The following is a 22,370-nucleotide window of genomic DNA, read 5'->3' on the forward strand; positions in this document are numbered from 1 at the left end:
CGGTGACCCGGCAGTGCTGTCTCAGTCGGACTGCAGCAGGATGCCGTCGTGGATGGCGCGCTTGCGCAGCGCCACCTTCGTGCCGACATCGAACCCGGCCAGACGGTACTTCTCGCGGATCCGCTTGAGGTACGACTTCGCGGTCTCCTCAGAGATGCCGAGCTGGTGAGCGACGGCCTTCACAGGCTCGCCGGCGCCGTACAGCGCCATCACCCGGCGTTCCTGCGCGCTCAGCCGCGGCGAGCTGCCGGCGGACCCCGCGTGCAGGGCGAGGTCGAGTTCGGCCGAGATATAGGACTCCCCGACGTGAGCGGCGTGGATGGCCTCGACGATGGTACTGGCTTCCTCGGTTTTGACGAGGTAGCCCAGGGCGCCGGCGGCGAGGGCCTCGCGCACCAGGGCAGGTTCGGAGTAGGTGCTCATCAACACGGTCTTCACCCCGGCCGTCTTCAGGGTGGAAATCTTGAGCGAGACCGGAATGTTGTCCTTGAGGTCCAGGTCGAGAAGGACCACATCCACGGGGAACTCCGGGTGGGTGAGGAGCTCCGGCCAGGTGGTCACGGCGGCCACCATGTTGATGTCGTCTGCCGCGCCTCTGATCCATTCGGTCAGCGCCCCCAGCAGCATCCGGTGGTCGTCGACCAGGGCCAACCGGATGGGGTTTTCGATGAGCGTCACTGCTGCGTTCGTCACTGCTGCCTCCTGTTGCGTGTTGCCCTGTCGGGGCGCTTCCGTGCATAGTGCACGGCTACGCGTCCGCAGGATTGTCGATACTGCATTCGATGTCGACGTGGAGTTGCCCACTTCGCACGGAATCGATGTGAGGGCCCACTACTCGGATAGCTTGCCACGTCTCCGGGTCCACCCGTCGCCGGGGGACCCCCTCGATGATCATTTTGATCGGAAATCGAAGCATCTCGCCGATAATGTGGCCATGAGTACGGCCAAAGGGCCCGAAAACGAGCGAAACCGTCGGCTCAGCGCCCTCGGTGTCGCTGATCAGAAGCCAAATCGCCAGGAGCAGGGCATCCCGTTGCATAGGGGAGAGCTGGCCGGCCAGCCCGGCGGGGTCGTCCAGGTTGACTGCGGGACCGAGGAACTCCGACTCCGTCAGCGCGTGGTGTAGCCAGGTCTCCCGGCGGCCCTCGATCAGGTGCAGGCGCAACTGGGTGGCCAGGGAGGTCGCCGCCGCAGACTTCGCCGCGCTCAGCGGCAGAGCCGTGCGCCCCGTCGCAACGTCGTCGAGCAGCGTCTCGGCGTCCAGGTCGATGCGGGCCAGCTCCTCCGAGGCGAGCATGCCGACCGCGGAGGACGGCTGGCTGATCGTGCTCTGCACGAGCACCAGGTCCAGCTCACGCTGCACCATGCGGCGGAAGCCTCGCACGATCGACACCCCCAGCAATGGGGGGAACATGCACAGGCCGATGGTGAGGATGGCGGTGGCCACGACCTCGGGATCGGTGCGTGCCGCGGTGACCGAACCTGCCGCGATCACGGCGCCGAGGACGAGGGTGGCAGCCACGATCTCGCGGCCGCGCCGCACCGACACCAGGACGGCGAAGAGCGCACCGACCGCGGCCGCCGCGGTGGGGTAGGTGCCGCCGGCGCCGCCGTGGCCGTAGCCGGCCAGGTCGAGCCCGACGACGACCTCGCCGGCGGCGAGGGCGGCCAGGAACAGCCAGGTCGGCATCCGGTCCGGCAGCCGGTTGACCACGACCAGGGTGGCGACGGTGGCGAGCAGCAAGACGATCCAGGCCGCCAGCGTCGGCAACGGGTCCGGGTAGCCGTCCCACTGCATCGCGAACCGCCAGAGCAGGAACATGGCCACGACGCCGCCGCCGAGGGAAATGCCGAATCCGAGGTGCCGGCTGCCGAGGTCGGTGCGGTTGGCCCTGGTGGTGTCGACGGTGCGTTGCGGGCGGCGGAAGGTGCGGCGGCGTTCGTCGCGCTGCTCTTCGAGCAGCTGTCGGTAGGCCTTGGCCGACGAGGATCCGCCTGCGGGGCCCGTGGGGCCCGCGGTCGCGGGGGCGGGCGGCGTGGTCATTTGGGCACCTCGAGGACGACAGTGGTGCCGGAGCCCGGGGAGGAGAACAGCCGGGCGTTGCCGCCGACATCCCGCAGCCGCGCGACGACGGATTCGGCGAAACCGAGCCGTTCGGTGCCGACGGCACTGAGGTCGAACCCCCGGCCGGCATCCGTCACCATGGCGCGCACCGTGGTGTCGTCGTCGGAGATCGTAACGTCGGCGCGGGTGACGCCGGAGTGCCTGCGCACGTTTTCGAGGCACTCGCCGAGAGCGAGGAGGAATGAATCGAGCACGTCACTGGGCAGCAGTACCTGGCCGCTGCCGTGCCAGTCGACCTCGAGTCCCATCCGGCCGAACCGTTGCTTCACCGACTCGAGGGTGCTGCCGAGCATCGAGGTGTTGGCCGGCTCAAGGGTGTACACCCCGGACCGGCTGGGGGTGGGCAGAGCGCCCAGGCGCAGCTGGCGGAGCAGGCGGGCGTCGTCGCCCGACTGCTGGCGGAGGGCGGCTGGACTGACCCCGACGCCCGAATGCGCGAGGAGGGTGAGGGTGGCCAGCACGGTGTCGTGCAGCAGTCTGGCGCCCTGCCGGCGTTGCGCCTCGAGTTCGCTCGCGTGTCGTTCGGCCTGGTGCGCCCGCCCGATCGCCGCGACCCGCTGCAGCACTCGAGGCACGCTTTGTGCGATCCACCAGCCGCCCAGCGACAGGGCGGTCCACCCGCACACGGTCAGGGCGAGGGGGAGTACCGAGCCGCCGGCGGTGATGGTGACCAGCGCGACCGCGGCTACGGTCACGCCGAACGACCCGAAGAGCACCAGCTGGCGCTGCGGACCGACCACGAGCACCGGGGCGACGCAGCTGATCGCGGCGGCGGCGATGGTGCCGATCAGCGACTCCCCGACGGCGGTAAGGCCCACATCCACCCGCGTGGTCAGCCCGATGACGAGGATCACGGCGTTGCCGAGCAGCACGATGCACAGCACCCAGCGCAGGGCGCCGCTCTGGCCGAGAACATACTGGCAGCCGATCATCAGGAGGATCAGGGTCGCGGAGAACAGGATCACCGGGGCATCGAGCCCGCCCGGCACGGCCAGGTAGGCCAGCGACATCACCGAAGCGGTCAGCCCGGTCGCCCGGGCGGACCGCCGAAGGACTCGATCGCGCTCTCTGGCAATGCGTGGCATGGATGCAGTGCTCCTCATGAGTGCTCTACAGGTCACCCTATCGGCCCGGGTGCCGGTTTACGCCGGTTGACTAGGACTTTCTTTCTGACGCAGAAGCAAATGCAAAACCAGGCCGCTCACCAGGGCCATGGTGAGCGCCATCAGGGCGCCCGCGAGCACCCCGATGAACAGGATAAGGCCCTCGGATTGGCCCGGCTGCCATAGCGGGGTGGCGACGGCGAAGAAGACGGCCAGGCCGGCGCACCAGGCGGCGGCGCTGCCGAGGATCCACCACCCGGCGCCCTTGAGGTGCCGGCGCAACTCGAACCACTGGGCGTAGCCGAGAGCACAGAGCAGGACGGTGGCGACCACGGCGGCGGCGGCGGCCTGCCCGGCCGCCGGCCAGCGCTGCCAGACATCGGCCCACTCGGCCGGCAACAGCCCGACGAACCAGGCCGCCGCAGCGCCGATCGCCGTTACGCCCACCCAGCGCTGCCTGGACAGCGCCGGCAGCCGGCTGCGGAGCACCGTCGACTGGGTCCACCCGAGCACTGTGCCCTCGATCGCGCCGGCCAGGATCAGCGCGGGTGCCACCACGGCTGAGCCGCCGAAGGCCAGCTGCGCCAGGACCGGGGCGAGGAAACCAACGGTCTCGCCGAGGCTGACCCAGAGCAGCCAGCTGCGTAGGAACCTGTCGGCCCGGTCGGGGCCGCCCGGGGGCCGGGGGCCGGGGAACGCCCTATCGACCGTCATCGCGAGCGACGGGGAAACCGGATGGGCCGGGGCCGGATGTCACGGTGCGCAGGGGAACTGAGCCCGGGTCGATCGGGCCCTGGTCGAGCCGGAACGGCGGGTACTCGTCACGCATCAGGGTGATGTAGACGATCACCCGGTACAGCCAGCGGTTGAGGCCGAGGATGAGGTCGAAGATTCCACGCCGGTAGCGTCCGCTGAAGAGCAGGATCACGGCGGCGATGAGCACCAGGATGCCCAGGAGCGAAAAGCCGGTGCCGGCGTCGGCGCCCCAGCCGTTCATCCCGTTCGCGGTCCAGCCCCAGCTTCCGCCGGCGATGATCGCCAGGATGAACAGGTGCGGGATCACGAGCAGCCACCACTTCACCAGCACCAGACCGCGCGACAGGCGCTCTGGATAGTCCACCTCGAGGTCGGCCGGGTAGTCGGTGGCCGCGAGGGTGAACGGCGGGTACCTGTCGGTGCCGAGAGCGGAGTACGAGTAGAAACCCACCCGCCAGTTCCAGCGCAGCACGCCCACGCTGTAGTTGAAGATCGACCGCGGGTACCGCCCGGTGAAGAGGATCGCGAACCCGGCCACGATGGTGCCGATCCACAGCCCGAACCAGAGGAAGAAGAGCACGATGAGGTGCGGGATGACCAGGATCCACTTCACCAGCCAGAGCGCCCGGGAGACGCCGGGGTCGAGCCACCCGTTCAGGCGGGCCGGATAGTCCGCGCCCGGCCGGTCGGGATCGGCGGCGGGCTGGCCGGTGGATGCGCCGGGGGGCATTGCCGCGTCGGCGCGACTGGACGGCGCCGGCCCGTTCCGGCCGAGGCCGATCACGCCGAGGATCACCAGGACCAGGCCGATCACCAACGCCAGGATACCGATCACCAGCAGGGTGAGAGCCGCCGGCGCCAGGAGCCCGGAGCGCACACCCGCGCTGACCTGCACGGCGACGGGGCGGCTGCCGTCTTCGTTCATCACCACGATGGCCCAGGACCCCGGCTGCACCGGCCAGGTGATCTCCTGGCTGCCCGGCCCTGACGCGCTGACGGTCCAGAAATCCTGATCCGTGGGCGGTTCGGGGCGATCGGTCCCGGCGATCTCGCCGTAACGCGCGCGGAACGGTGTGGACTCGACGCCGCGCACCTCGGTGTGTGCCACGTTGGCCAGGTAGTCGTCGACATCGGCCTGCGGAGCGATCCCGAGGAACACGGGGTCGTCGTTGGCGCCCGTCGCGACCAAGCGGATGCGGGCGACGTCGAGGTTCAACGGCGGGGGCGTTCCCGTGGTTGTGACCGGTCCGACCGGGGGACTGGTCAGCGCGTAGGAGTCCGCGACCAGGGGGACGGTGCGGGTCGAGAAGTATCCGTTCTCGCCCTGCACGCCGGCGGCGACGGCAGCGACGGTGCCGGTGATCGTCATTCCGAGGCCGATCAGCGCAAGGATTGTGCCGATCAGCAGCATGATGAGCGGTCCTGGTTTCATGGCAGTCAGAGTTCTCCCGAACCAGGGGACTGTCAACCCTCCGGCTCAGCCCAGCAGGCTCCTCAGTGTCGCGCCGACGGCCGCGTTCTCGATCAGGAACCCGTCGTGGCCGTAGCCGGACTCGAGGACGACGGGTTCGCCGCCGCGGCCGAGGCCGGCCGCGATGATCCGCTGGCCGTCGAGCGGGAACAGCCTGTCGCTGTCGATGCCCACGACGAGGGTACGTGCTGTGATCCGGGCCAGGGCAGCCGTCACGCCGCCCCGGCCGCGGCCGATGTCGTGCGAGTTCATCGCCTCGACCAGGGTGATGTAACTGTTCGCGTCGAACCGGCGGGTGAACTTGTTGCCGTGGAAGTCCAGGTAGGACTCCACGGCGAACCGGCCGTGGGCGCCCAGCGGGGTGATGTCGCTCTGCCAGGTGCGCTCGAAGCGGACATTGAGCTCGGACGGGCTGCGGTAATTGAGCAGTGCCATCCGTCTGGCCAGGGCGAGGCCCCGGCTCGGGCCGTCACCGGCCTCGGCGTCGTAGTAGTCGCCGGCGCGGAACAGCGGGTCAGTGCGGATCGCCTCGATCTGCACCGAGTTCAGTGCGATCTGGTCGGCCGTCGTGATCGGCGGCGCGGCGAGGATACCGAGCCGGGCGACCCGGCCGGGGTGGTCGATGCCCCACTCCAGCACGTGCATGCCGCCCATGGAACCGCCGATGACGGCAGCCCAGGTGGTGATGCCCAAGCGGTCGCTGAAGGCCACCTGCGCCGCCACCTGGTCGCGGATGGTCAGGTAGGGGAACCGGGGTCCCCACTCCGAGCCGTCCGGCGCGAAGGAGGCGGGCCCGGTGCTGCCCTGGCAGCCGCCGAGCATGTTCGGCGCCACCACGAACCAGCGGTCGGTGTCGATCGCGAGGCCCCGGCCCACGATGCCGCTCCACCAGCCGGCTGTCGGATGCCCGGGCCCCGGCGCGCCGACGACATGGCTGTCCCCGGTGAGCGCGTGCAACACCAGTACCGCGTTGTCCCCGGCTGCGTTCAATTCGCCCCAGGATTCGTAGGCGATTCGCACCGCGGGCAGGCGCCCGCCGACCTCGAGGTCGAGGGCGCCGATGTCGACGAACCGGCGGCCGCCCACCGGGTCGCCGTCGCGCCAGGCACCCGTCACGGGCGGCTTGCCCAGCACGGAGCGCGCCTGCGCGTCGGTGACGAGGCTGGACGGGACGGAGTCCGCGGAGTATTGCCATTCCATACGGCTCCATTGTGGCCAGGTTCGGCCGTGGCCGCCGAATGTTACGTCATGCGGGCCGGGAGCGGCCTAGGCGTTCGAGCGGGACGCCGTGACCACGGCGCGGGCGGCGGCCAGGCCGGCTTCCAGGTCGGCCTGCAGGTCGACGACGTTCTCGATGCCCAGCGACAGGCGCACCAGGCCCGGCGTCACACCCGCGGTGAGCTGCTGCTCCGGGGTGAGCTGGGCGTGCGTGGTCGACGCCGGGTGGATCACCAGCGAGCGCACATCGCCGATGTTCGCCAGGTGGCTGAACAGGCTGAGGTTGTCCACCAGCGCCCGTCCGGCATCCACCCCGCCCTTGAGTTCGAACGAGAGCACCGCGCCGACGCCCAGCGGGGCGTACTTGTTCGCGGTCGCGTACCAGGGGCTGGACGGCAGCCCGGCGTAGTTGACCGAGGCGATGTCGGGGTGGTTCTCGAGGAACTCCGCGATGGTCTGTGCGTTGGACACGTGCCGTTCGATGCGGAGGCTCAGCGTCTCAATGCCCTGGATGAGTTGCCAGGCGCTCGCCGGGGCGATCGCGCTGCCCAGGTCGCGCAGCAACTGCACCCGGGCCTTGATGATGAAGGCGAGGGCGTCGCCGACCGCGGCGGTGTAGCTGGCGCCGTGGTAGGACGGGTCGGGTTCGGTGAGCCCGGGGAATTTCTCCACGTTGGCCGACCATTCGAACAGGCCGCCGTCGACGACGACGCCGCCGATGATGGTGCCGTGGCCGCCGAGGAACTTGGTGGCCGAGTGTACGACGATGTCGGCGCCGTGCTCGAACGGGCGGATCAGGTACGGCGTGGCGATGGTGTTGTCCACGATCAACGGCACCCCGTTGGCGTGCGCCACGTCGGCGACCAGCGCGATGTCGAGCACGTTGATCTTGGGGTTGCCGATGGTCTCGGCGAAGAACAACTTGGTGTTCGGTCGCACCGCCCGGGCCCACGCGGCGGCGTCGTCCTGGTCTTCGACGAAGGTGGTTTCGATGCCGAGCTTCGCCAGGGTGTACTTGAAGAGGTTGTAGGTGCCGCCGTAGATCGAGCTGGACGACACGATGTGGTCGCCGGCCTGGGCGATGTTGAGCACCGCGAAGGTCGAGGCCGCCTGGCCCGAGGCCACCAGCAGGGCGCCGGTGCCGCCTTCGAGGGCGGCGACGCGTTCCTCGACCACGGCCTGGGTCGGGTTCTGGATGCGGGTGTAGATGTTGCCGAATTCGGCCAGCGCGAACAGGTTCTGGGCGTGTTCGGCGTTGTTGAAGACGTACGAGGTGGTCTGGTAGATCGGTGTGGCCCTGGCGTTGGTCACGGGGTCAGGGCGGGCCCCGGAGTGGACCTGCTTGGTTTCGAACTTCCAGTCGGCGGAATCGCTCATGGGTCGGTCTCCCTGTTCGTGCTCGAGCCGGCAAGCCCGAGGAATCGACGGTGCGCGGAATCAGATGCCCCGCTGCTCTGCTGCAACCATAGACCGGCGCGTCCCGGCGACAACGATCCGTGAAACACAACGTCATCTGTCGTGCGGCAGCACGATGGTGCCCGTGTGGGTGGACGGCTCCTGCCTGAACAACCAGCGCAGCCTCGGCTCCACCAGCGGCCTGAAGACGCGTTTCACCACGGGCAGCGACAGCAGCACCGAGATGCCGATGGCCAGCAGGATCACGGCCGGCAGCATCCACGGCGGTTGGGGACCGTCGAGCACCCCGGTCTCGCGCAGCGGGTAGAGCAGGAAGGAGTGCAGCAGGTAGATGTACATGGTGGCGGCGCCCAGCGGCGTGAACCAGGTGGCCCGGCGCGGCATCAGCATGAGGAAGGCCAGGATGAAGGCGAAGGACGCCATCATCAGGCCCAGCCGGATGACCCCGGCCCAGAACTGGTCGTAGCCGAACTGCCAGTAAGCCTCGTCGTACAGGGTGAAGCTGCGCAGTCGAAGGTCCCGCACCCCGCCGATGTTCACCGTGATGGCGAGGGCGAGGGCGCCGAACAGAGCGATCGCGCCGGAGCGCCAACGCCACACCGCGGCCGGGTGCAGGTGCATCCACCTGGCCGTGAGCGGCCACTGGCGCAGCTTCCAGCCGAAGACGAAGAACGGCAGCAGCCCCAATGTGCGCGAGAGCGAGAAGGTGCTGTCGATGTCGCCGACGTACCCGGCGCCCACCGAGATCGCGATGCTGATCAGCAGCGGGTAACGCATCAGCACCAGGTACGGCAGCACCACGCGCCAGATCGTCAGGGCGATCAGGAACCACAGCGTCCAGGCCGGGGCGGCGTAGTCCACCTTGAGGGTGCCGCTGAGCGCCCAGCTGACCAGCGTCCAGATGGTCTGGAAGATCAGGTACGGGAAGACCACGTCGGTGATCAGCCGGTGCATCTGGCGCGGACCCGGCGGACCGGACTTGGCGAAATAGCCGCTGACGGCGACGAACACCGGAACGTGGAAGGCGTAGATGAAGAGATAGACACCGTAGGCCGGGTCGGATTCTCCGATCAGCTTGAGGATGGCGTGGCCGATCACCATCAGGGTGATCGCGATCCAGCGGGCGTTGTCCCACAACGGCACGCGGCGCTTGTGCTTGCGCGGGCCAGGTGGGGCGGGGGTCTTCGTCGGCGAACTCATCGGGTCCATTCTCCGGGCAGAATGGGGCAATGGGCAAAAAAAGAGTCGTGGTCACCGGTGCGAGCAGCGGAATCGGAGCGGCCACCGTGCGGCTGTTCCGCGAGCACGGCTGGGATGTGGTGGGCGTGGCCCGCCGCGCCGACCGGCTCGCCGCCCTCGCCGCGGAGACCGGCGCGGCCGTGTTCGCCGCCGACCTCACCGTGCAGGCCGAGGTGGACGCTCTGCGGGACTACCTCGCCGCATCCGGCCCGGTGAACGCCCTGGTCAACAACGCCGGCGGCGCCAAGGGACTCGACTCGGTCGAGGCCGGCTCGATCGACGACTGGGCCTGGATGTTCGAGATCAACGTGCTCGCCGTGAAGCGGGTCACCAGCGCCCTGCTGCCGTTGCTACGCGCCTCGATCGCCGCCGAAACGGATGCCGCCGCCGCCGCGGGAAGCTCGGCCGCGGCATCCGCTGACATCGTCAACATCACCTCCACCGCCGGGCACACGGCGTACCTCGGCGGCGGCGGCTACAACGCCGCCAAGTTCGCCGCGCACGCCATGACCGAGGTGCTGCGGCTCGAGCTGAACGGTGAGCCGATCCGGGTGATCGAGATCGCGCCCGGCATGGTGCAGACCGAGGAATTCGGCCTGGTGCGTTTCGGCGGCGACCCCGACAAGGCGGCCGCGGCGTACACCGACGTGGTGAACCCGCTGCTGGCCGACGACGTCGCCGCCACCGTCGTGGCCGCCGTCGGGCTGCCCGCGCACGTGAACCTGGACCTCGTGGTGGTCAAGCCCATCGCCCAGGCCTCAACGACCTTGGTTGCCCGCGGACCGCTGGCGCCGCGCGCCTAGCCCCGGCCCGGCCCGGCTGCAACTGTTCCCCGTCCGGACTAATGGTCCCGGCACACCGGGCGCACTTGTCCGTACGGGGAACAGTTGGTGAGGGTCAGTGCTCGCTGGCCTTCTCGGCCCCGAACCCGGTGAGGGAGCGCACCGCCATCTCGGCGGCCAGCTTCGGGTCCTCCCTGCGGGTGCTGGTGACCGAACCGAGCCAGCCGAGGAAGAAGCCCAGCGGGATCGAGACGATGCCCGGGTTGTTCAGCGGGTAGATCGCGAAGTCCACACCCTCACCGAACATCGACGTGGGCGTGCCGGAGAACACCGGCGAGAACACGATCAGCAGGATCGCCGACCCCAGGCCGCCGTACATGCTCCACAGTGCGCCGCGGGTGGTGAAGCCGCGCCAGAACAGCGAGTACAGGATCGTGGGCAGGTTGGCGCTCGCCGCGACGGCGAATGCCAGGGCCACCAGGAACGCGATGTTCTGCCCCTGCACGCCGATGCCGCCGGCAATCGCGAGGATGCCGATCACCACGACGGTGCGCCGGGCGATCTTGACTTCGCCGTCGGGGTTGCCCTTGCCCTTCTTGATGACGCTCGCGTAGATGTCGTGCGCGAACGAGGTGGCCGCGGTGATGGTGAGGCCGGCCACCACGGCGAGGATGGTCGCGAACGCGATCGCCGAGATGAAGCCGAGCAGCAGCGGGCCACCGAGCGCCAGCGACAGCAGCGGCGCCGCCGAATTGACCCCGCCGGGGGAGGCGAGGATGGTGTCGGCGCCCACGAGGGCCGCGGCACCGAAGCCGAGCACCAGGGTGAACAGGTAGAACGCCCCGATCAGGAAGATCGCCCAGACCACGGAACGGCGGGCCTCCTTGGCGCTGGGCACCGTATAGAAACGCATCAGCACGTGCGGAAGGCCCGCGGTGCCGAGCACCAGCGCGATCGCCAGGGAGATGAAGTCCAGCGGGTTGCCGCCGTATTGCAGGCCGGGCGCCAGGATCGAATCGGCCGGGGTGACCGCGGCGTTGGCGACGGCCGCATCGAGCAGCGTGGACAGGTTGAACCCGTTGATCACCAGGACCCACACCGTCATGGCGCCCGCGCCGATGATGAGCAGGAACGCCTTGACGATCTGCACCCATGTGGTGCCCTTCATGCCGCCGATCAGCACATACATGATCATCAGGCCGCCGACGACTGTGACGACGATGGACTGGCCGAGCTTGTCGTTGATGCCCAGCAGCAGCGAGACGAGCCCGCCGGCGCCGGCCATCTGGGCGAGCAGGTAGAAGAAGCACACCGCCAGCGTGGTGGTGGCCGCGGCGACGCGCACCGGCCGTTGGGCCAGCCGGAAGGACAGCACATCCGCCATGGTGAATTTGCCGGTGTTGCGCATCAGCTCGGCCACCAGCAGCAGGGCCACCAGCCAGGCCACCAGGAAGCCGATCGAGTAGAGGAACCCGTCGTAGCCGTTCACGGCGATGGCGCCGACGATGCCGAGGAACGACGCCGCCGAGAGGTAGTCGCCGGCGATCGCGAACCCGTTCTGCGGCCCGGTGAAGGACCGGCCGCCGGTGTAGTAGTCGGCGGCGGTGCGGTTGTTGCGGCCCGCCCGGATCACGATCACCAGGGTGACGGCCACGAAGGCCAGGAAGATCGAGATGTTCAGGACCGGATTGGTCTCGGCCTGGTCGGTCGTGGCCTGTTCGACCGCGGCCGCGACGCCGGCAGCGGTGACGCCCAGGGCGCTCATGCGGCGGCCTCCTGCTCGAGCTCGGCGCGCAGCTCAGCGCCCAGCGGGTCGAGAACGCGGTTGGAGAATGCGACGTACCAGATGGTGATGGCGAACGTCGTGACGAACTGGCCCAGGCCTAGCACCAGGCCCAGGTTGATGCTTCCGGCGACCTTGATCGCCATCACGTCGGGCAGGTACGCGGCCACCAGCACGAACGCGAAGTACCAGACCAGGAAGAACACCGCCAGCGGAACCACGAACCTCCGGCGCCGGCGCTGCAGGTTGACGAAGCGGTCGGAGGTCTCGAAGGCGACATAGTCGATCGAACCCTCCGGCCTGGTGTCTTTCAGTGATTCCTTCATGGGGCTCCTTTGCTCCGGTGAATGGGGATTGCTGATGAAACGGGCGAGACTGTTCCCGATGCGGACAACTGGTCCCGGTGTGCCGGGTGCAATTGTCCGCACGGGGAACAGTTAGTCGGGGATCAGGGGGATCAGGGGGATCAGGGGGACGGCGGGGACGGCGGGCGCCGGGTGGACGGCGCGCACGAGGGCGTCGAGCACGGTGGGGTCTTCGATGGTCGGCGGGATCTTGTACGGCTCGCCATCGACGATCTGGCGGATGGTTTTGCGCAGGATCTTGCCCGAACGGGTCTTCGGCAGCCGGTCCAGAATGGTGACGTCCCGGAACGCCGCAACCGGGCCGATGTGCTCCCGCACCAGGTTGACCAGCTCGGCCGTGAGCAGGTCGTGCTCGACGACCCAGCCGGCCTTGAGGGTGACGAAACCGGCGGCCCGCTGGCCCTTCAGCGCGTCGTGCACGCCGAGCACCGCGCACTCCGCGACGGCCGGATGCCGGGTGAGCACCTCCTCGAGGGAGCCGGTGGAGAGCCGGTGGCCGGCGACGTTGATCACGTCGTCGGTGCGTCCCATCACGTAGAGGTACCCGTCCGCATCGAGGTGCCCGGAGTCGCCGGTGGCGTAGTAGCCGGGGAAGGCCGTGAGGTAGGCGTCGGCGAACCGCTCCGCGCCGCCCCAGATGCCCAGCAGGGAGCCCGGTGGCAGCGGCAGCCGGATGGCGATGTTGCCGTCCTTGCCGAGCTTCGTGATCGGCTGCCCCTTCGAGTCCAGGATGGCGATGTCGTACCCGGGCACCGGCACAGCGGTGGAGCCGGGTTTGGTGGGCAGCTCCTGGATGCCGCGCGGATTTGCGCAGATCGCCCAGCCGGTCTCGGTCTGCCACCAGTGGTCCACGACCGGGCAGTGCAGGCCGTCGTTGATCCAGTGGAAGGTCTCCGGGTCCAGGCGCTCCCCGGCCAGGAACAGGGCGGTGAGGCTGGACACGTCGTAGCGGTCCAGCTCGGTCAGTTCGGGGTCGACCCGTCGGATCGCCCGGATCGCCGTGGGCGCGGTGAACAACGCGTTCACCCGGTACTCCGACACCACCCGCCAGAAGGCGCCGGCATCCGGGGTGCCGATCGGCTTGCCCTCGTAGATGACCGTGGTGGCCCCGGCGAGCAGCGGCGCGTAGACGATGTAGGAGTGGCCGACCACCCAGCCCACGTCTGACGCGGCCCAGAACACGTCGTCGGGGCCGATGTCGTAGATCCCGCGCATCGACCAGGTCAACGCCACGGCATGGCCGCCGTTGTCGCGGATGATGCCCTTCGGGTTTCCGGTGGTGCCGGAGGTGTAGAGGATGTAGAGCGGGTCTGAGCTGCGCACGGTGACCGGCTCTGCCGGGGTCGCCGTGGCCTCGGCCGCCGCCCAGTCCAGCCAGCGCACGGACGTGTCGTCGGCGTAGTCAGCGGCCGAGCCGGGGATCGCGTCCCGGTGCCGCACGATCACCGTGTGGACCGAGCCGGCGCTCAGCTGGAGGGCCTTGTTCACGAGCGGGAGGTACGGCACCGTCTTACCCGGTTCCAGGCCGCCGGACGCGGTCACGATCACCGTGGGTCGCGCATCGTCGATCCGCACGGCGAGCTCGCTGGCCGCGAAGCCGCCGAAGACCACCGAGTGCACGGCCCCGATCCTGGCGCAGGCGAGCATGGCCACGACGGCTTCGGGGATCATCGGCAGGTAGACCACCACCCGGTCGCCCCGGCCCACGCCGTTGGCCCGCAGCACCCCGGCGAACCTGGCCACCCGGTCGAGGAGCTGGCTGTAGCTGATCCGGGCCTTGGTGCCGGTCATCGCCGAGTCGTAGATCAGCGCGGTGTGGTCGCCGCGACCCGCGAGCACGTGCCGGTCGAGGGCGTTGTAGCTGGTGTTGAGGGTGCCGTCGGCGAACCAGCTGTAATCGGTGGGGGAGCGTTGCGTCAGCGCCGCGGACGGCGGACTGACCCAGTCGATCTGGCGGGCGGCATCCAGCCAGAAGCCTTCGCGCTCGTCGATGCTGCGCCGCCAGACATCGCGGTAGAGAGTGGTGCCAGTGCGTTCGGTCATGGTGCGAACCTCTCCATTGAAGCTCTCATGTATACACAAGGTGCGGTAAGTCTTGCACAAACTGTCCAATAGGGGAATAGAATGCGCTTGTGTATACAGAGACCGTGAAGTCCGCCCCGGAGCGGGCGAGCGACCGGGCCTACCGGATGCTGCGCGATGAGATCCTGGACGGCACACTGCCGGCCGGCACCGTGCTGCTCGAGGTGGAACAGGCCGCCAGGCTCGGCGTGTCCCGCACTCCGCTCCGCTCGGCGGTGGCGCGGCTCGTGGCGGACGGCCTCGTCGCCGGCCGCAGGGGCAGGGGCTTCTCGGTGACCGAGATGTCGGTCGAGTCCATCAACGATCTCTACGAGCTGCGCGAGGCCCTGGAGGAGCGCGCAGCGACCCTGGCCGCCCGCAGTGCTGACCGCTCCGCATTCGCCGCGATGCGCGAGCGGTTCGTCGCAGCTCCCGCCCTGCTCGAGGCCGGTGAGAACGGGATCCACGAGTATTACGCCCTGATCGACGAGTTCGACGCCGCCATCGACACCGCCGTCGACAACTCCTTCCTCGTCGGCGCCCTCGACACCGTGCGCACCCACCTCGCCCGCATCCGCCGGGTGGCCAGGGGCAACCCGGTGCGGTTGCGGGCCGCCGCGGCCGAACACCTGTTGATCCTCGACGCGATCATCGGCGGGGATGCGGCGCTCGCCGCGCACGCCACCCACGTGCACCTGCACCTCAGCCTCGCGAGTGTGCTCGCGGTGCTCGCGGCGACCGAGACGACTTCCTGACCTCCCCGATTCGAAAGGACCATCCTGTGCAGACAACCCACGTGCGCGTGCACCCCAGCGAGAGCAGCCCCGCCCGGACCGAGCAATTGGCGTGGAAGATCGCCGCCTGCGCGGCGGACCCGGTTCCCATCGACGACGCCGTCACCGAGATGATCATCAACCGGGTGATCGACAACGCCGCCGTGGCCGCCGCCTCGCTCACCCGCGACCCCGTCGCGGCGGCCCGCTCGCAGGCGCTGGCGCATCCCCGCTCGGCCGGCGGCGACGGCGCCACGGTGTTCGGACCAGTCAGCGGCCGCAAGGTCTCACCGGAGTGGGCGGCCTGGGCCAACGGCGTGGCCGTACGGGAGCTCGACTACCACGACACCTTCCTCGCCGCCGAGTACTCCCACCCCGGTGACAACATCCCGCCGATCGTGGCCGTGGCCCAACACCTGGCCGCGGGGCGCGGCCTCACCGGGCGCGACCTGGTGCGCGGCATCGCCACCGGCTACGAGGTGCAGATCGACCTGGCCCGCTCGATCAGCCTGCACAAGCACAAGATCGACCACGTCGCCCACCTGGGCCCATCGGCCGCCGCCGGCATCGGCACCCTGCTCGGGCTCGATCCCGACACGATCTTCCAGGCCATCGGCCAGGCCCTGCACACCACCACAGCCACCCGGCAGTCCCGCAAGGGCGAGATCTCCAGCTGGAAGGCGTACGCGCCGGCCTTCGCCGGCAAGATGGCGGTTGAGGCCGTGGACCGGGCCATGCGCGGCCAGACCAGCCCCACCCCGATCTACGAGGGCGAGGACGGCGTGATCGCCTGGCTGCTCGACGGGCCGGATGCCGGCTACGACGTGTCACTGCCGGCCGGCGGCGAGCCCAAGCGCGCGATCCTGGACAGCTTCACCAAGGAACACTCCGCCGAGTACCAGGCCCAGGCGCTCATCGACCTGGCCCGGAAGCTCCACCGTGAGCATCCCGAGATCCTGGCGCCCGGCGCGATCCGGTCGATCGTGATCCACACCTCGCACCACACCCACAACGTGATCGGTTCCGGCGCCAACGACCCGCAGAAGTACGACCCGCGGGCCAGCCGGGAGACCCTGGACCATTCGGTGCCGTACATCTTCACCGTGGCCCTGCAGGACGGCGCTTGGCACCACGAAGACTCCTACCGGCCCCAGCGGGCCAGACGGGCCGACACCGTGGCCCTGTGGAACACCGTGACCACCAGCGAAGACGCCGAGTGGACCCGCCGCTACCACTCCACCGACCCCGCCGAGAAGGCGTTCGGCGGCCGGGTGGAGATCCTGCTGGTCGACGGCACCCGCCTGGTCGACGAACTGGCCGTGGCGGATGCGCATCCGCTCGGCGCCCGCCCGTTCGTGCGGGAGGACTACGTCGCCAAGTTCCGGCTGCTCGCCGGTGCTGCCCTGGCCGAACCCGAGATTGAACGGTTCCTCGGCCTCGCCCAGCGGTTGCCCGAGCTCACCGGCACCGAACTCGGCACGCTCACCCTGGTGGCCAGACCCGGCCTCTTCGACCCGCTGCCCAGCCTGAACGGAATCTTCTGATGCTCTACTCCGGACTCACCCCCGCGGCCAAGCGCGCTCAGCTCCGCGCCGACCTCGCCGGCGGCAGCCTGCTGCGCTTCCCCGGCGCGTTCAACCCGCTCTCCGCCAAGCTGATCCAGGCCAAGGGCTTCGAGGGCGTCTACATTTCCGGCGCCGTACTCGCCGCCGACCTCGGCCTGCCCGACATCGGCCTGACCGCCCTCACCGAGGTCGCCGGGCGCAGCCAGCAGATCTCCCGGATGACCGACCTTCCCACCCTGGTGGACGCCGACACCGGCTTCGGCGAGCCGATGAACGTGGCCCGCACCGTGCAGACCCTCGAGGACGCCGGCGTGGCGGGTCTGCACATCGAGGACCAGGTCAACCCCAAGCGCTGCGGGCACCTGGACGGCAAGCAGGTCGTGGACACCGACACAGCCCTCAAGCGCATCCGTGCTGCCGTGGACGCCCGGCGGGATGCGAACCTGCTCGTGATGGCGCGCACCGACATCCGCGCCGTCGACGGACTGGACGCGGCGATCGACCGGGCGAAGGCCTTGGCGGATGCCGGCGCCGACGCGATCTTCCCCGAGGCCCTGGGCACCCTGGCCGAGTTCGAAGCCATCCGGGCCGCGGTGGACGTGCCGATCTTGGCCAACATGACTGAGTTCGGCAAGAGCGAACTGTTCCGGGTGGACCAGCTCGAAAGCGTCGGCATCAACCTGGTGATCTTCCCGGTGTCGCTGCTGCGCCTGGCGATGGGCGCGGCCGAGCGGGGTCTGGACACCATCATCGCCGAAGGCTCCCTGACCAGTGCCCTGCCTGCGATGCAAACCCGTGCGGAGCTCTATCAGCTGCTGGACTACGAGGCTTACAATCGCTTCGATTCGGGGATCTTCAACTTCACTCTGGGCGGTCACGACGGCTAGCCCAGCACCACACCAGCAACACCACACCAGCAGAACCAGCACGGCTACTTCAGGACGCAAAGGAGCGAAATGACCATCAACCAGCCCATCAACCCGCCCGCGGTGCACCAGCAGGCCGGGCCGGAGATCCACCGCGGCCTGGCCGGGGTGGTGGCCGACACGACGGCGGTGTCCAGGGTCAACCCCGACTCCAACTCGCTGCTCTACCGCGGTTATCCGGTGCAGGAACTGGCCGCGCAGAGGAGCTTCGAGGAAGTCGCCTACCTGCTCTGGTATGGGGAACTGCCGGGCGACGCGCAACTGGCCGAATTCGAGAGCGCTGAGCGGTCGCTGCGGCGCCTGGACCACTCGGTGCGCCGGGTGATCGATGAAATCCCGACCTCCGCCGACCCGATGGACGTGGTGCGCACCGCGGTGAGCGTGATCGGCGCCAACGACCTCAGCACCCCGGACTCGTCGGTGGAGGCGAACCTGGCCAAGTCGCTGCGGTTGTTCGCGCAGCTGCCCGCCATCGTCTCCTACGACCAGCGTCGCCGGCACGGCCTCGACCTCGTCGAACCGCGCGACGACCTGGGCTACTCGGCGAACTTCCTCTACATGACCTTCGGCGAGGTGCAGGAGGTCGAGGTCGTCGAGGCCTTCGACGTGTCGATGATCATGTACGCCGAGCATTCCTTCAACGCGTCCACCTTCACGGCCCGAGTGATCACCTCCACCCTCTCCGACCTCTACTCGGCCGTGACCGGGGCGGTCGGGGCGCTCAAGGGTCCGCTGCACGGCGGCGCTAACGAGGCCGTGATGCACATCTTCGGCGAGATCGGCCTGGGCGACGGGTCGGCCGAGCGCGCCGGGCTCTGGCTCGACGACACCCTCGCGCACAAGCGCAAGGTGATGGGCTTCGGCCACCGGGTCTACAAGCACGGCGATTCCCGGGTGCCCACCATGCACGCGGCCCTGCTCACCCTGATCGAGCACTACGACCGGCCCGACCTGCTTGCCCTGTACGACGCGCTGGCCGACGGCATGAGCGCGCGCACCGGCATCCTGCCCAACCTGGACTACCCGGCCGGCCCGGCGTACCACCTGATGGGGTTCGACACCGCCACCTTCACACCGATCTTCGTCGCGGCCCGGGTGACCGGCTGGACCGCGCACATCATGGAACAGCTGGCCGCGAACGCGCTGATCCGACCGCTGTCGTTCTACACCGGAACGCCGGAGCGACACGTTCCGCCGGCCGCGGCGGGCGAGGTGCTCTGAGCCGCGCCGGCAGCTCCATACTGGAGGCATGACAGTACTGATTGCCGGATGCGGCGACCTCGGCACCGAGGTGGGCCTGCGCCTGGTCGCGCTCGGCCAGCACGTGGTGGGCCTCCGCCGCAACGCCAGAGTGCTCCCGGCCGCGCTGAACGGGCAGTCCGTCGACCTGAGCCGTGAGCAGCCCGACGTGCCGCCGGACACCGACGTCGTGATCGTGACCGTGGCCGCGGGCAACCCGGACCCGGCCATCTACCGGGCCGCCTATGTGACCGGCCTGGCCAACCTGCTCGACGCGCTGGACGCCGCGCGGGTGTCCCCGCGACGGTTCCTGATGGTGTCCTCCACGGCGGTCTACGACGTGGACGACGGCAGTACCGTCGACGAGGACACCCCCGCGAACCCGGGGCCCGGCACCGACTCGATCCTGGCCGAGGCCGAGCAACTGCTGCGCAGCCGGATCCCGTCGGCGGTCGTGCTGCGCCTGGGCGGCATCTACGGCCCCGGCCGGGAACGCCTGATCGATCAGGTGCGTTCGGGCCGCGCGAGCGTGGCCGAGCGCGGCCGGCTGAGCAACCGGATCCACCGTGACGACGCCGCCGCGATGATCGTGCACCTGGTCTGTCGCGCCACGGGGCCGGACCGGCTCTATCTCGGCGTCGACTCGACACCGGTACCCGTCGTGGAGGTGCTGGCCTTCCTCGCCGGCGAACTCGGTCTGCCCGTGCCCGAGATCGTCGAGACCGGCAGCAGGCGTGGCGGCGACAAGAGGGTGAGCAACCGGCGCATCCTCGAGACCGGCTTCAGCTTCAGCTACCCGAGCTACCGGGAGGGCTACCGGGCCGTTCTGGCCGGGCAGGGCGTGCGGCACCCGTAGCCACCAGCGGCACGCTGCACCGCATCGTTGCCGGGCCGAGCCGCAGCATCCCGTCGGTCAGCGGTTCAGAGCGGAGGCCCCCGCGCCCACGCAGGGCACGGTGGGCGCCGGGGGCCAGCACCACATCCATCCACGCGCAGGGGTTCGCCGGCCGGTGCGCCCGAAACTGAACGGGACCGTCGCCGCTGTCGAGCGAGAATGTCGCCCCGCGCAGAGCGTCGATCTCGACGCCGCGCAGCAGGATGTTGCGCCGGGTGGCAACCGGATCCAGCGGGTGCGGCAGCGCCAGCTCGGCGGCGACCAGGTCGAGTACCTCGGCGTTCATCACCGTGACCGACGCCTGCACGTGCGCCCGCCGGCCGAAGTGCCGGTCGCCCACGATGCCCAGGCCCGCCCGCACCTCGAGACGTGCGCGGCTCTCCTCGCCCACCACCGGCAGCGGCCCGTCGGCCGGGCGCCCCTCGTACCGGTGCACGGGGGACGCCAACAGCAGCACGATCTCCACCTCGGCGCTGTACGGCAGGACGCTCATCAGCTCGCTAGGAGGGCGCTGAATATTAGGGGTCCAGTTGCCTCGGCGAGTTCTTCGAGTGTTTTTTTGCTCCGCTGTGGGGCTTTGTGCGGTCGACTGAGCGATCGGCCACGATGGTGGGATCTCGCGTCGGGGCTGATCGATGGGGCCGTAGTGGGCGGCTCTGCCGCCTGGGACCGTGCGCCGAGGTGGTCCTTGTGCGTCGGGGTGTTATCCAAGGGCCCAAACCCCGTTCTGGCTGGTCAAACCGAGGTTGAGGAGCCGTTTGAGATTGATCGCGGCAGCACGGATCACCCACCCCGCATTGTTCTTGGCAACGCCGCGGTAGCGGACCCGCCGGGCCCCGCGCGTCATCCACGCCAGCGTCCGTTCAATCATTGGACGGTGCTGGCGATAAAGGGCTTGAAAGTCCGGGTCCTGAGCGGTGACGCGGTGCTCCCGGCGAACCTGATCCAGCGGATGAATCTGCATCTTCTTGCCGGACTTCGCGGTGGTGCACTGCGCCATCAGCGGGCAGGCCTTGCACGAACTACCAAAACTGGCCCGTCGTTTCGGGCTGAGCGACCGGACGTTCCCGGCCGGGCAGGTCACGGTCTGCAGGGTTTCATCCACGGTGAAGTCATCGATGGTGAATCCGCCCGGAACGGCTCGGCCCAGCGGCATCGGCTTGATGATCGGCCGGTGCCCAGCGGCATGAATCTCGGTCAGGAGCCCGCCGCTGCCATAGGCCGAATCACCCAGCACGTCAATGTTTTGCTCACCGATGCTGACGTCGGCCGCGAGCAGCTCGCCGCCGCGAGCCGCGTCGCTGTTTTGCGAACCAGAGGCTTTCGTGAGCATTGCCGCCGTCACCAACCCGGTGTCGGGCTCCGCGTTGACGTGGGCTTTATAGCCGTCGATCTTTTTCTGGCGGCTCTTGTGCGCATGGCGGGCATCAGGATCGACGGTGGAAATCACCCGGTCGGGAGCGACCCGGCGGGCGATCCGCCACCGCCCGTCGGTCCCGTCGGACCCGTCGGCGGGTTCCACGTCTTGGCCGGCGACCAAGGCAAGCAGCGCGACGGTTTCCTGCTGCTTCTTGTTGAGGATATGGACGTTGATGCTGCCCAGCAGAGCGAGAGCATCGGTGACCAGGCGGGAGACGAGCTCGTCGCGGGCGTCGCGGTCGTCCCACGCAATGTCGGGCTTGCCCGGCTGGGAGTAATCATGGCCGGTCAAGCCGGCGACGCTCACGTCCGCGCCGGGGATCTCCCGGCCAACACGGCGGATCTGTCCGACCAGCTGCGTGACGGTGTCCTGCCGGGCAACCGCATCCTCCAAAATTGTTGAGTCCAACGCCCGGCGTTTGCGCCCCGACAATGCTCCGGACTGGGCAATGACCGCGGTCACGGCCTCAAAAATGCGGTGCGGCCGGTCACTGGCAGCCAAGCGTTTGCGCCAATAGACCAGCACGGTCGGGTGGAAAGAGGTTTCAGTCAGCGCGAACCCGCAGGCGGCTTTCCACCGCAGGTCATACGTCAACGCCTCGGCCGCTTCCCTGTCGGAAAGGTTGTGCAGTGTTTGCAACACCATCACCGACGCGATCACGTCCGCCGGTATTGACGGGCGGCCGTTCTGCGAGGAAAACAAGTCCGCAAACGCATCATCGGGAAACAGCTCCCGACGGTGCGCTGCGAGGAAAGCGAACACCGATCCAGGCGGAAGCAAGTGCCCCGCTACGGCATCGACATCGTAAATCTCACGCTGACCATCATCACAACCCTGCATCACCCCAGTCTTAACGACCAAGAGCCGACCCGCCGCAGGCGCGCCTTAAATAAGCGACACCCGCACCCAAAGTTGTTCAGCGGCCTCCTAGGGGGCCATCCCGGCGGTGACCGGCACGAACCCCACATTGTTGGTGGGGTGCACGGTCTTCGCCGGGCTGCGGGAGAATCCCTTGGCGTCGAGACGGTTCTCGGCGCGGAAGGTGGCCAGGGCCGCGTCGTACAGCTCGTTCAGCCGGGCGCCGGTGTACTCGCCGGTGCTGCCGTCGGTGAAGAGAATCGCGAGGGGGGTCTTGCTGGGGAAGTGCCGGTTCATGCGGACGAAGCCGTCGGCATCCTGCTGCAGTGTGATCATGAGTCAATTCTGCGCTACCCGGGGGCCCGTCGCTGAACC

Annotated in this window: 20 protein-coding genes; 6 read left to right on the top strand and 14 right to left on the bottom strand. The window is 69.0% G+C overall.

Annotated features, from left to right (window positions below):
- Positions 1-21 precede the first annotated feature (21 nt).
- From BJQ95_RS03210 to BJQ95_RS03245, 8 genes are all read right to left on the bottom strand, one after another.
- The gene (locus BJQ95_RS03210; RefSeq protein ID WP_130178648.1) at positions 22-627 is read right to left on the bottom strand and encodes a DNA-binding response regulator; all 606 of its coding nucleotides are present in this window, start codon (positions 625-627) and stop codon (positions 22-24) included.
- Between the two features lie 121 nt (positions 628-748).
- Positions 749-2,044, bottom strand: coding sequence for a hypothetical protein (locus BJQ95_RS03215; RefSeq protein WP_130178615.1), 1,296 nt, complete (start codon positions 2,042-2,044; stop codon positions 749-751).
- Positions 2,041-3,210, bottom strand: coding sequence for a sensor histidine kinase (locus BJQ95_RS03220; RefSeq protein WP_130178614.1), 1,170 nt, complete (start codon positions 3,208-3,210; stop codon positions 2,041-2,043). The genes BJQ95_RS03215 and BJQ95_RS03220 overlap by 4 nt, the downstream gene beginning before the upstream one ends.
- Before the next feature lie 57 nt (positions 3,211-3,267).
- Positions 3,268-3,942 (bottom strand): hypothetical protein, encoded by a 675-nt coding sequence (locus BJQ95_RS03225; RefSeq protein WP_130178613.1) that lies wholly within the window; start codon positions 3,940-3,942, stop codon positions 3,268-3,270.
- Complete coding sequence (locus tag BJQ95_RS03230) at positions 3,929-5,416, bottom strand: DUF4389 domain-containing protein (protein ID WP_256041506.1); 1,488 nt, start codon at positions 5,414-5,416, stop codon at positions 3,929-3,931. The genes BJQ95_RS03225 and BJQ95_RS03230 overlap by 14 nt, the downstream gene beginning before the upstream one ends.
- A 45-nt stretch (positions 5,417-5,461) precedes the next feature.
- On the bottom strand, positions 5,462-6,655 hold the full coding sequence (locus tag BJQ95_RS03235; RefSeq protein WP_130178612.1) for a homoserine O-acetyltransferase: 1,194 nt from the start codon (positions 6,653-6,655) through the stop codon (positions 5,462-5,464).
- Positions 6,656-6,721: 66 nt separating this feature from the next.
- Positions 6,722-8,050: a bifunctional o-acetylhomoserine/o-acetylserine sulfhydrylase gene (locus BJQ95_RS03240; protein ID WP_130178611.1), complete on the bottom strand. Its 1,329-nt coding sequence runs from the start codon at positions 8,048-8,050 to the stop codon at positions 6,722-6,724.
- Positions 8,051-8,182: 132 nt separating this feature from the next.
- Entirely contained in the window at positions 8,183-9,289 is a 1,107-nt protein-coding gene (locus BJQ95_RS03245) for an acyltransferase family protein (RefSeq protein ID WP_130178610.1), read from the bottom strand.
- Between the two features lie 29 nt (positions 9,290-9,318).
- On the opposite strand from BJQ95_RS03245, the gene BJQ95_RS03250 reads away from it, so the two are divergent.
- Positions 9,319-10,131 carry an SDR family NAD(P)-dependent oxidoreductase gene (locus BJQ95_RS03250; protein WP_130178609.1) on the top strand — a complete coding sequence of 271 codons (813 nt, stop codon included), beginning with the start codon at positions 9,319-9,321 and terminating at the stop codon, positions 10,129-10,131.
- Between the two features lie 94 nt (positions 10,132-10,225).
- On the opposite strand, the gene BJQ95_RS03255 is transcribed toward BJQ95_RS03250, so the two are convergent.
- The 3 genes from BJQ95_RS03255 to BJQ95_RS03265 form a co-directional block, all read right to left on the bottom strand.
- Complete coding sequence (locus BJQ95_RS03255) at positions 10,226-11,875, bottom strand: cation acetate symporter (RefSeq protein WP_130178608.1); 1,650 nt, start codon at positions 11,873-11,875, stop codon at positions 10,226-10,228.
- Complete coding sequence (locus BJQ95_RS03260) at positions 11,872-12,219, bottom strand: DUF485 domain-containing protein (protein WP_130178607.1); 348 nt, start codon at positions 12,217-12,219, stop codon at positions 11,872-11,874. The genes BJQ95_RS03255 and BJQ95_RS03260 overlap by 4 nt, the downstream gene beginning before the upstream one ends.
- Before the next feature lie 111 nt (positions 12,220-12,330).
- Positions 12,331-14,301: an AMP-binding protein gene (locus tag BJQ95_RS03265; RefSeq protein WP_256041507.1), complete on the bottom strand. Its 1,971-nt coding sequence runs from the start codon at positions 14,299-14,301 to the stop codon at positions 12,331-12,333.
- An 89-nt stretch (positions 14,302-14,390) separates the two neighbouring features.
- Here BJQ95_RS03265 and BJQ95_RS03270 point away from each other — a divergent pair, with 89 nt between their 5' ends.
- The 5 genes from BJQ95_RS03270 to BJQ95_RS03290 all read left to right on the top strand — a co-directional run bounded on the left by BJQ95_RS03270 (position 14,391) and on the right by BJQ95_RS03290 (position 19,678).
- Positions 14,391-15,074: a GntR family transcriptional regulator gene (locus BJQ95_RS03270; RefSeq protein WP_256041508.1), complete on the top strand. Its 684-nt coding sequence runs from the start codon at positions 14,391-14,393 to the stop codon at positions 15,072-15,074.
- A 26-nt stretch (positions 15,075-15,100) separates the two neighbouring features.
- A complete protein-coding gene (locus tag BJQ95_RS03275; protein WP_130177196.1) occupies positions 15,101-16,636 on the top strand; it encodes an MmgE/PrpD family protein in 1,536 nt (511 codons plus the stop codon).
- Positions 16,636-17,544, top strand: coding sequence for a methylisocitrate lyase (gene prpB, locus BJQ95_RS03280; RefSeq protein ID WP_130177197.1), 909 nt, complete (start codon positions 16,636-16,638; stop codon positions 17,542-17,544). The genes BJQ95_RS03275 and prpB overlap by 1 nt, the downstream gene beginning before the upstream one ends.
- A gap of 69 nt (positions 17,545-17,613) precedes the next feature.
- Positions 17,614-18,804 carry a bifunctional 2-methylcitrate synthase/citrate synthase gene (locus BJQ95_RS03285; RefSeq protein ID WP_130177198.1) on the top strand — a complete coding sequence of 397 codons (1,191 nt, stop codon included), beginning with the start codon at positions 17,614-17,616 and terminating at the stop codon, positions 18,802-18,804.
- 28 nt (positions 18,805-18,832) lie between these two features.
- Complete coding sequence (locus BJQ95_RS03290) at positions 18,833-19,678, top strand: NAD(P)H-binding protein (protein WP_130177199.1); 846 nt, start codon at positions 18,833-18,835, stop codon at positions 19,676-19,678.
- Here BJQ95_RS03290 and BJQ95_RS03295 read toward each other — a convergent pair.
- From BJQ95_RS03295 to BJQ95_RS03305, 3 genes are all read right to left on the bottom strand, one after another.
- Positions 19,611-20,210, bottom strand: coding sequence for a molybdenum cofactor biosysynthesis protein (locus BJQ95_RS03295; protein ID WP_240694680.1), 600 nt, complete (start codon positions 20,208-20,210; stop codon positions 19,611-19,613). The two genes, BJQ95_RS03290 and BJQ95_RS03295, sit on opposite strands and share 68 nt — an antisense overlap.
- Before the next feature lie 210 nt (positions 20,211-20,420).
- Positions 20,421-21,977 (bottom strand): IS1182 family transposase, encoded by a 1,557-nt coding sequence (locus tag BJQ95_RS03300; RefSeq protein ID WP_256041428.1) that lies wholly within the window; start codon positions 21,975-21,977, stop codon positions 20,421-20,423.
- 87 nt (positions 21,978-22,064) lie between these two features.
- On the bottom strand, positions 22,065-22,331 hold the full coding sequence (locus BJQ95_RS03305; protein ID WP_130177317.1) for a hypothetical protein: 267 nt from the start codon (positions 22,329-22,331) through the stop codon (positions 22,065-22,067).
- Positions 22,332-22,370: the final 39 nt, after the last annotated feature.

It is taken from the genome of Cryobacterium sp. SO1, assembly GCF_004210215.2.
Classification (GTDB): domain Bacteria; phylum Actinomycetota; class Actinomycetes; order Actinomycetales; family Microbacteriaceae; genus Cryobacterium.

Bases quoted from the DNA above. Each gene is read 5' to 3' on its own strand.
- BJQ95_RS03210 (WP_130178648.1), bottom strand. From the start codon at position 627: ATGCTGCTGGGGGCGCTGACCGAATGGATCAGAGGCGCGGCAGACGAC.
- BJQ95_RS03215 (WP_130178615.1), bottom strand. From the start codon at position 2,044: ATGACCACGCCGCCCGCCCCCGCGACCGCGGGCCCCACGGGCCCCGCA.
- BJQ95_RS03220 (WP_130178614.1), bottom strand. From the start codon at position 3,210: ATGCCACGCATTGCCAGAGAGCGCGATCGAGTCCTTCGGCGGTCCGCC.
- BJQ95_RS03225 (WP_130178613.1), bottom strand. From the start codon at position 3,942: ATGACGGTCGATAGGGCGTTCCCCGGCCCCCGGCCCCCGGGCGGCCCC.
- BJQ95_RS03230 (WP_256041506.1), bottom strand. From the start codon at position 5,416: ATGAAACCAGGACCGCTCATCATGCTGCTGATCGGCACAATCCTTGCG.
- BJQ95_RS03235 (WP_130178612.1), bottom strand. From the start codon at position 6,655: ATGGAATGGCAATACTCCGCGGACTCCGTCCCGTCCAGCCTCGTCACC.
- BJQ95_RS03240 (WP_130178611.1), bottom strand. From the start codon at position 8,050: ATGAGCGATTCCGCCGACTGGAAGTTCGAAACCAAGCAGGTCCACTCC.
- BJQ95_RS03245 (WP_130178610.1), bottom strand. From the start codon at position 9,289: ATGAGTTCGCCGACGAAGACCCCCGCCCCACCTGGCCCGCGCAAGCAC.
- BJQ95_RS03250 (WP_130178609.1), top strand. From the start codon at position 9,319: ATGGGCAAAAAAAGAGTCGTGGTCACCGGTGCGAGCAGCGGAATCGGA.
- BJQ95_RS03255 (WP_130178608.1), bottom strand. From the start codon at position 11,875: ATGAGCGCCCTGGGCGTCACCGCTGCCGGCGTCGCGGCCGCGGTCGAA.
- BJQ95_RS03260 (WP_130178607.1), bottom strand. From the start codon at position 12,219: ATGAAGGAATCACTGAAAGACACCAGGCCGGAGGGTTCGATCGACTAT.
- BJQ95_RS03265 (WP_256041507.1), bottom strand. From the start codon at position 14,301: ATGACCGAACGCACTGGCACCACTCTCTACCGCGATGTCTGGCGGCGC.
- prpB (WP_130177197.1), top strand. From the start codon at position 16,636: ATGCTCTACTCCGGACTCACCCCCGCGGCCAAGCGCGCTCAGCTCCGC.
- BJQ95_RS03285 (WP_130177198.1), top strand. From the start codon at position 17,614: ATGACCATCAACCAGCCCATCAACCCGCCCGCGGTGCACCAGCAGGCC.
- BJQ95_RS03290 (WP_130177199.1), top strand. From the start codon at position 18,833: ATGACAGTACTGATTGCCGGATGCGGCGACCTCGGCACCGAGGTGGGC.
- BJQ95_RS03295 (WP_240694680.1), bottom strand. From the start codon at position 20,210: ATGAGCGTCCTGCCGTACAGCGCCGAGGTGGAGATCGTGCTGCTGTTG.
- BJQ95_RS03300 (WP_256041428.1), bottom strand. From the start codon at position 21,977: ATGCAGGGTTGTGATGATGGTCAGCGTGAGATTTACGATGTCGATGCC.
- BJQ95_RS03305 (WP_130177317.1), bottom strand. From the start codon at position 22,331: ATGATCACACTGCAGCAGGATGCCGACGGCTTCGTCCGCATGAACCGG.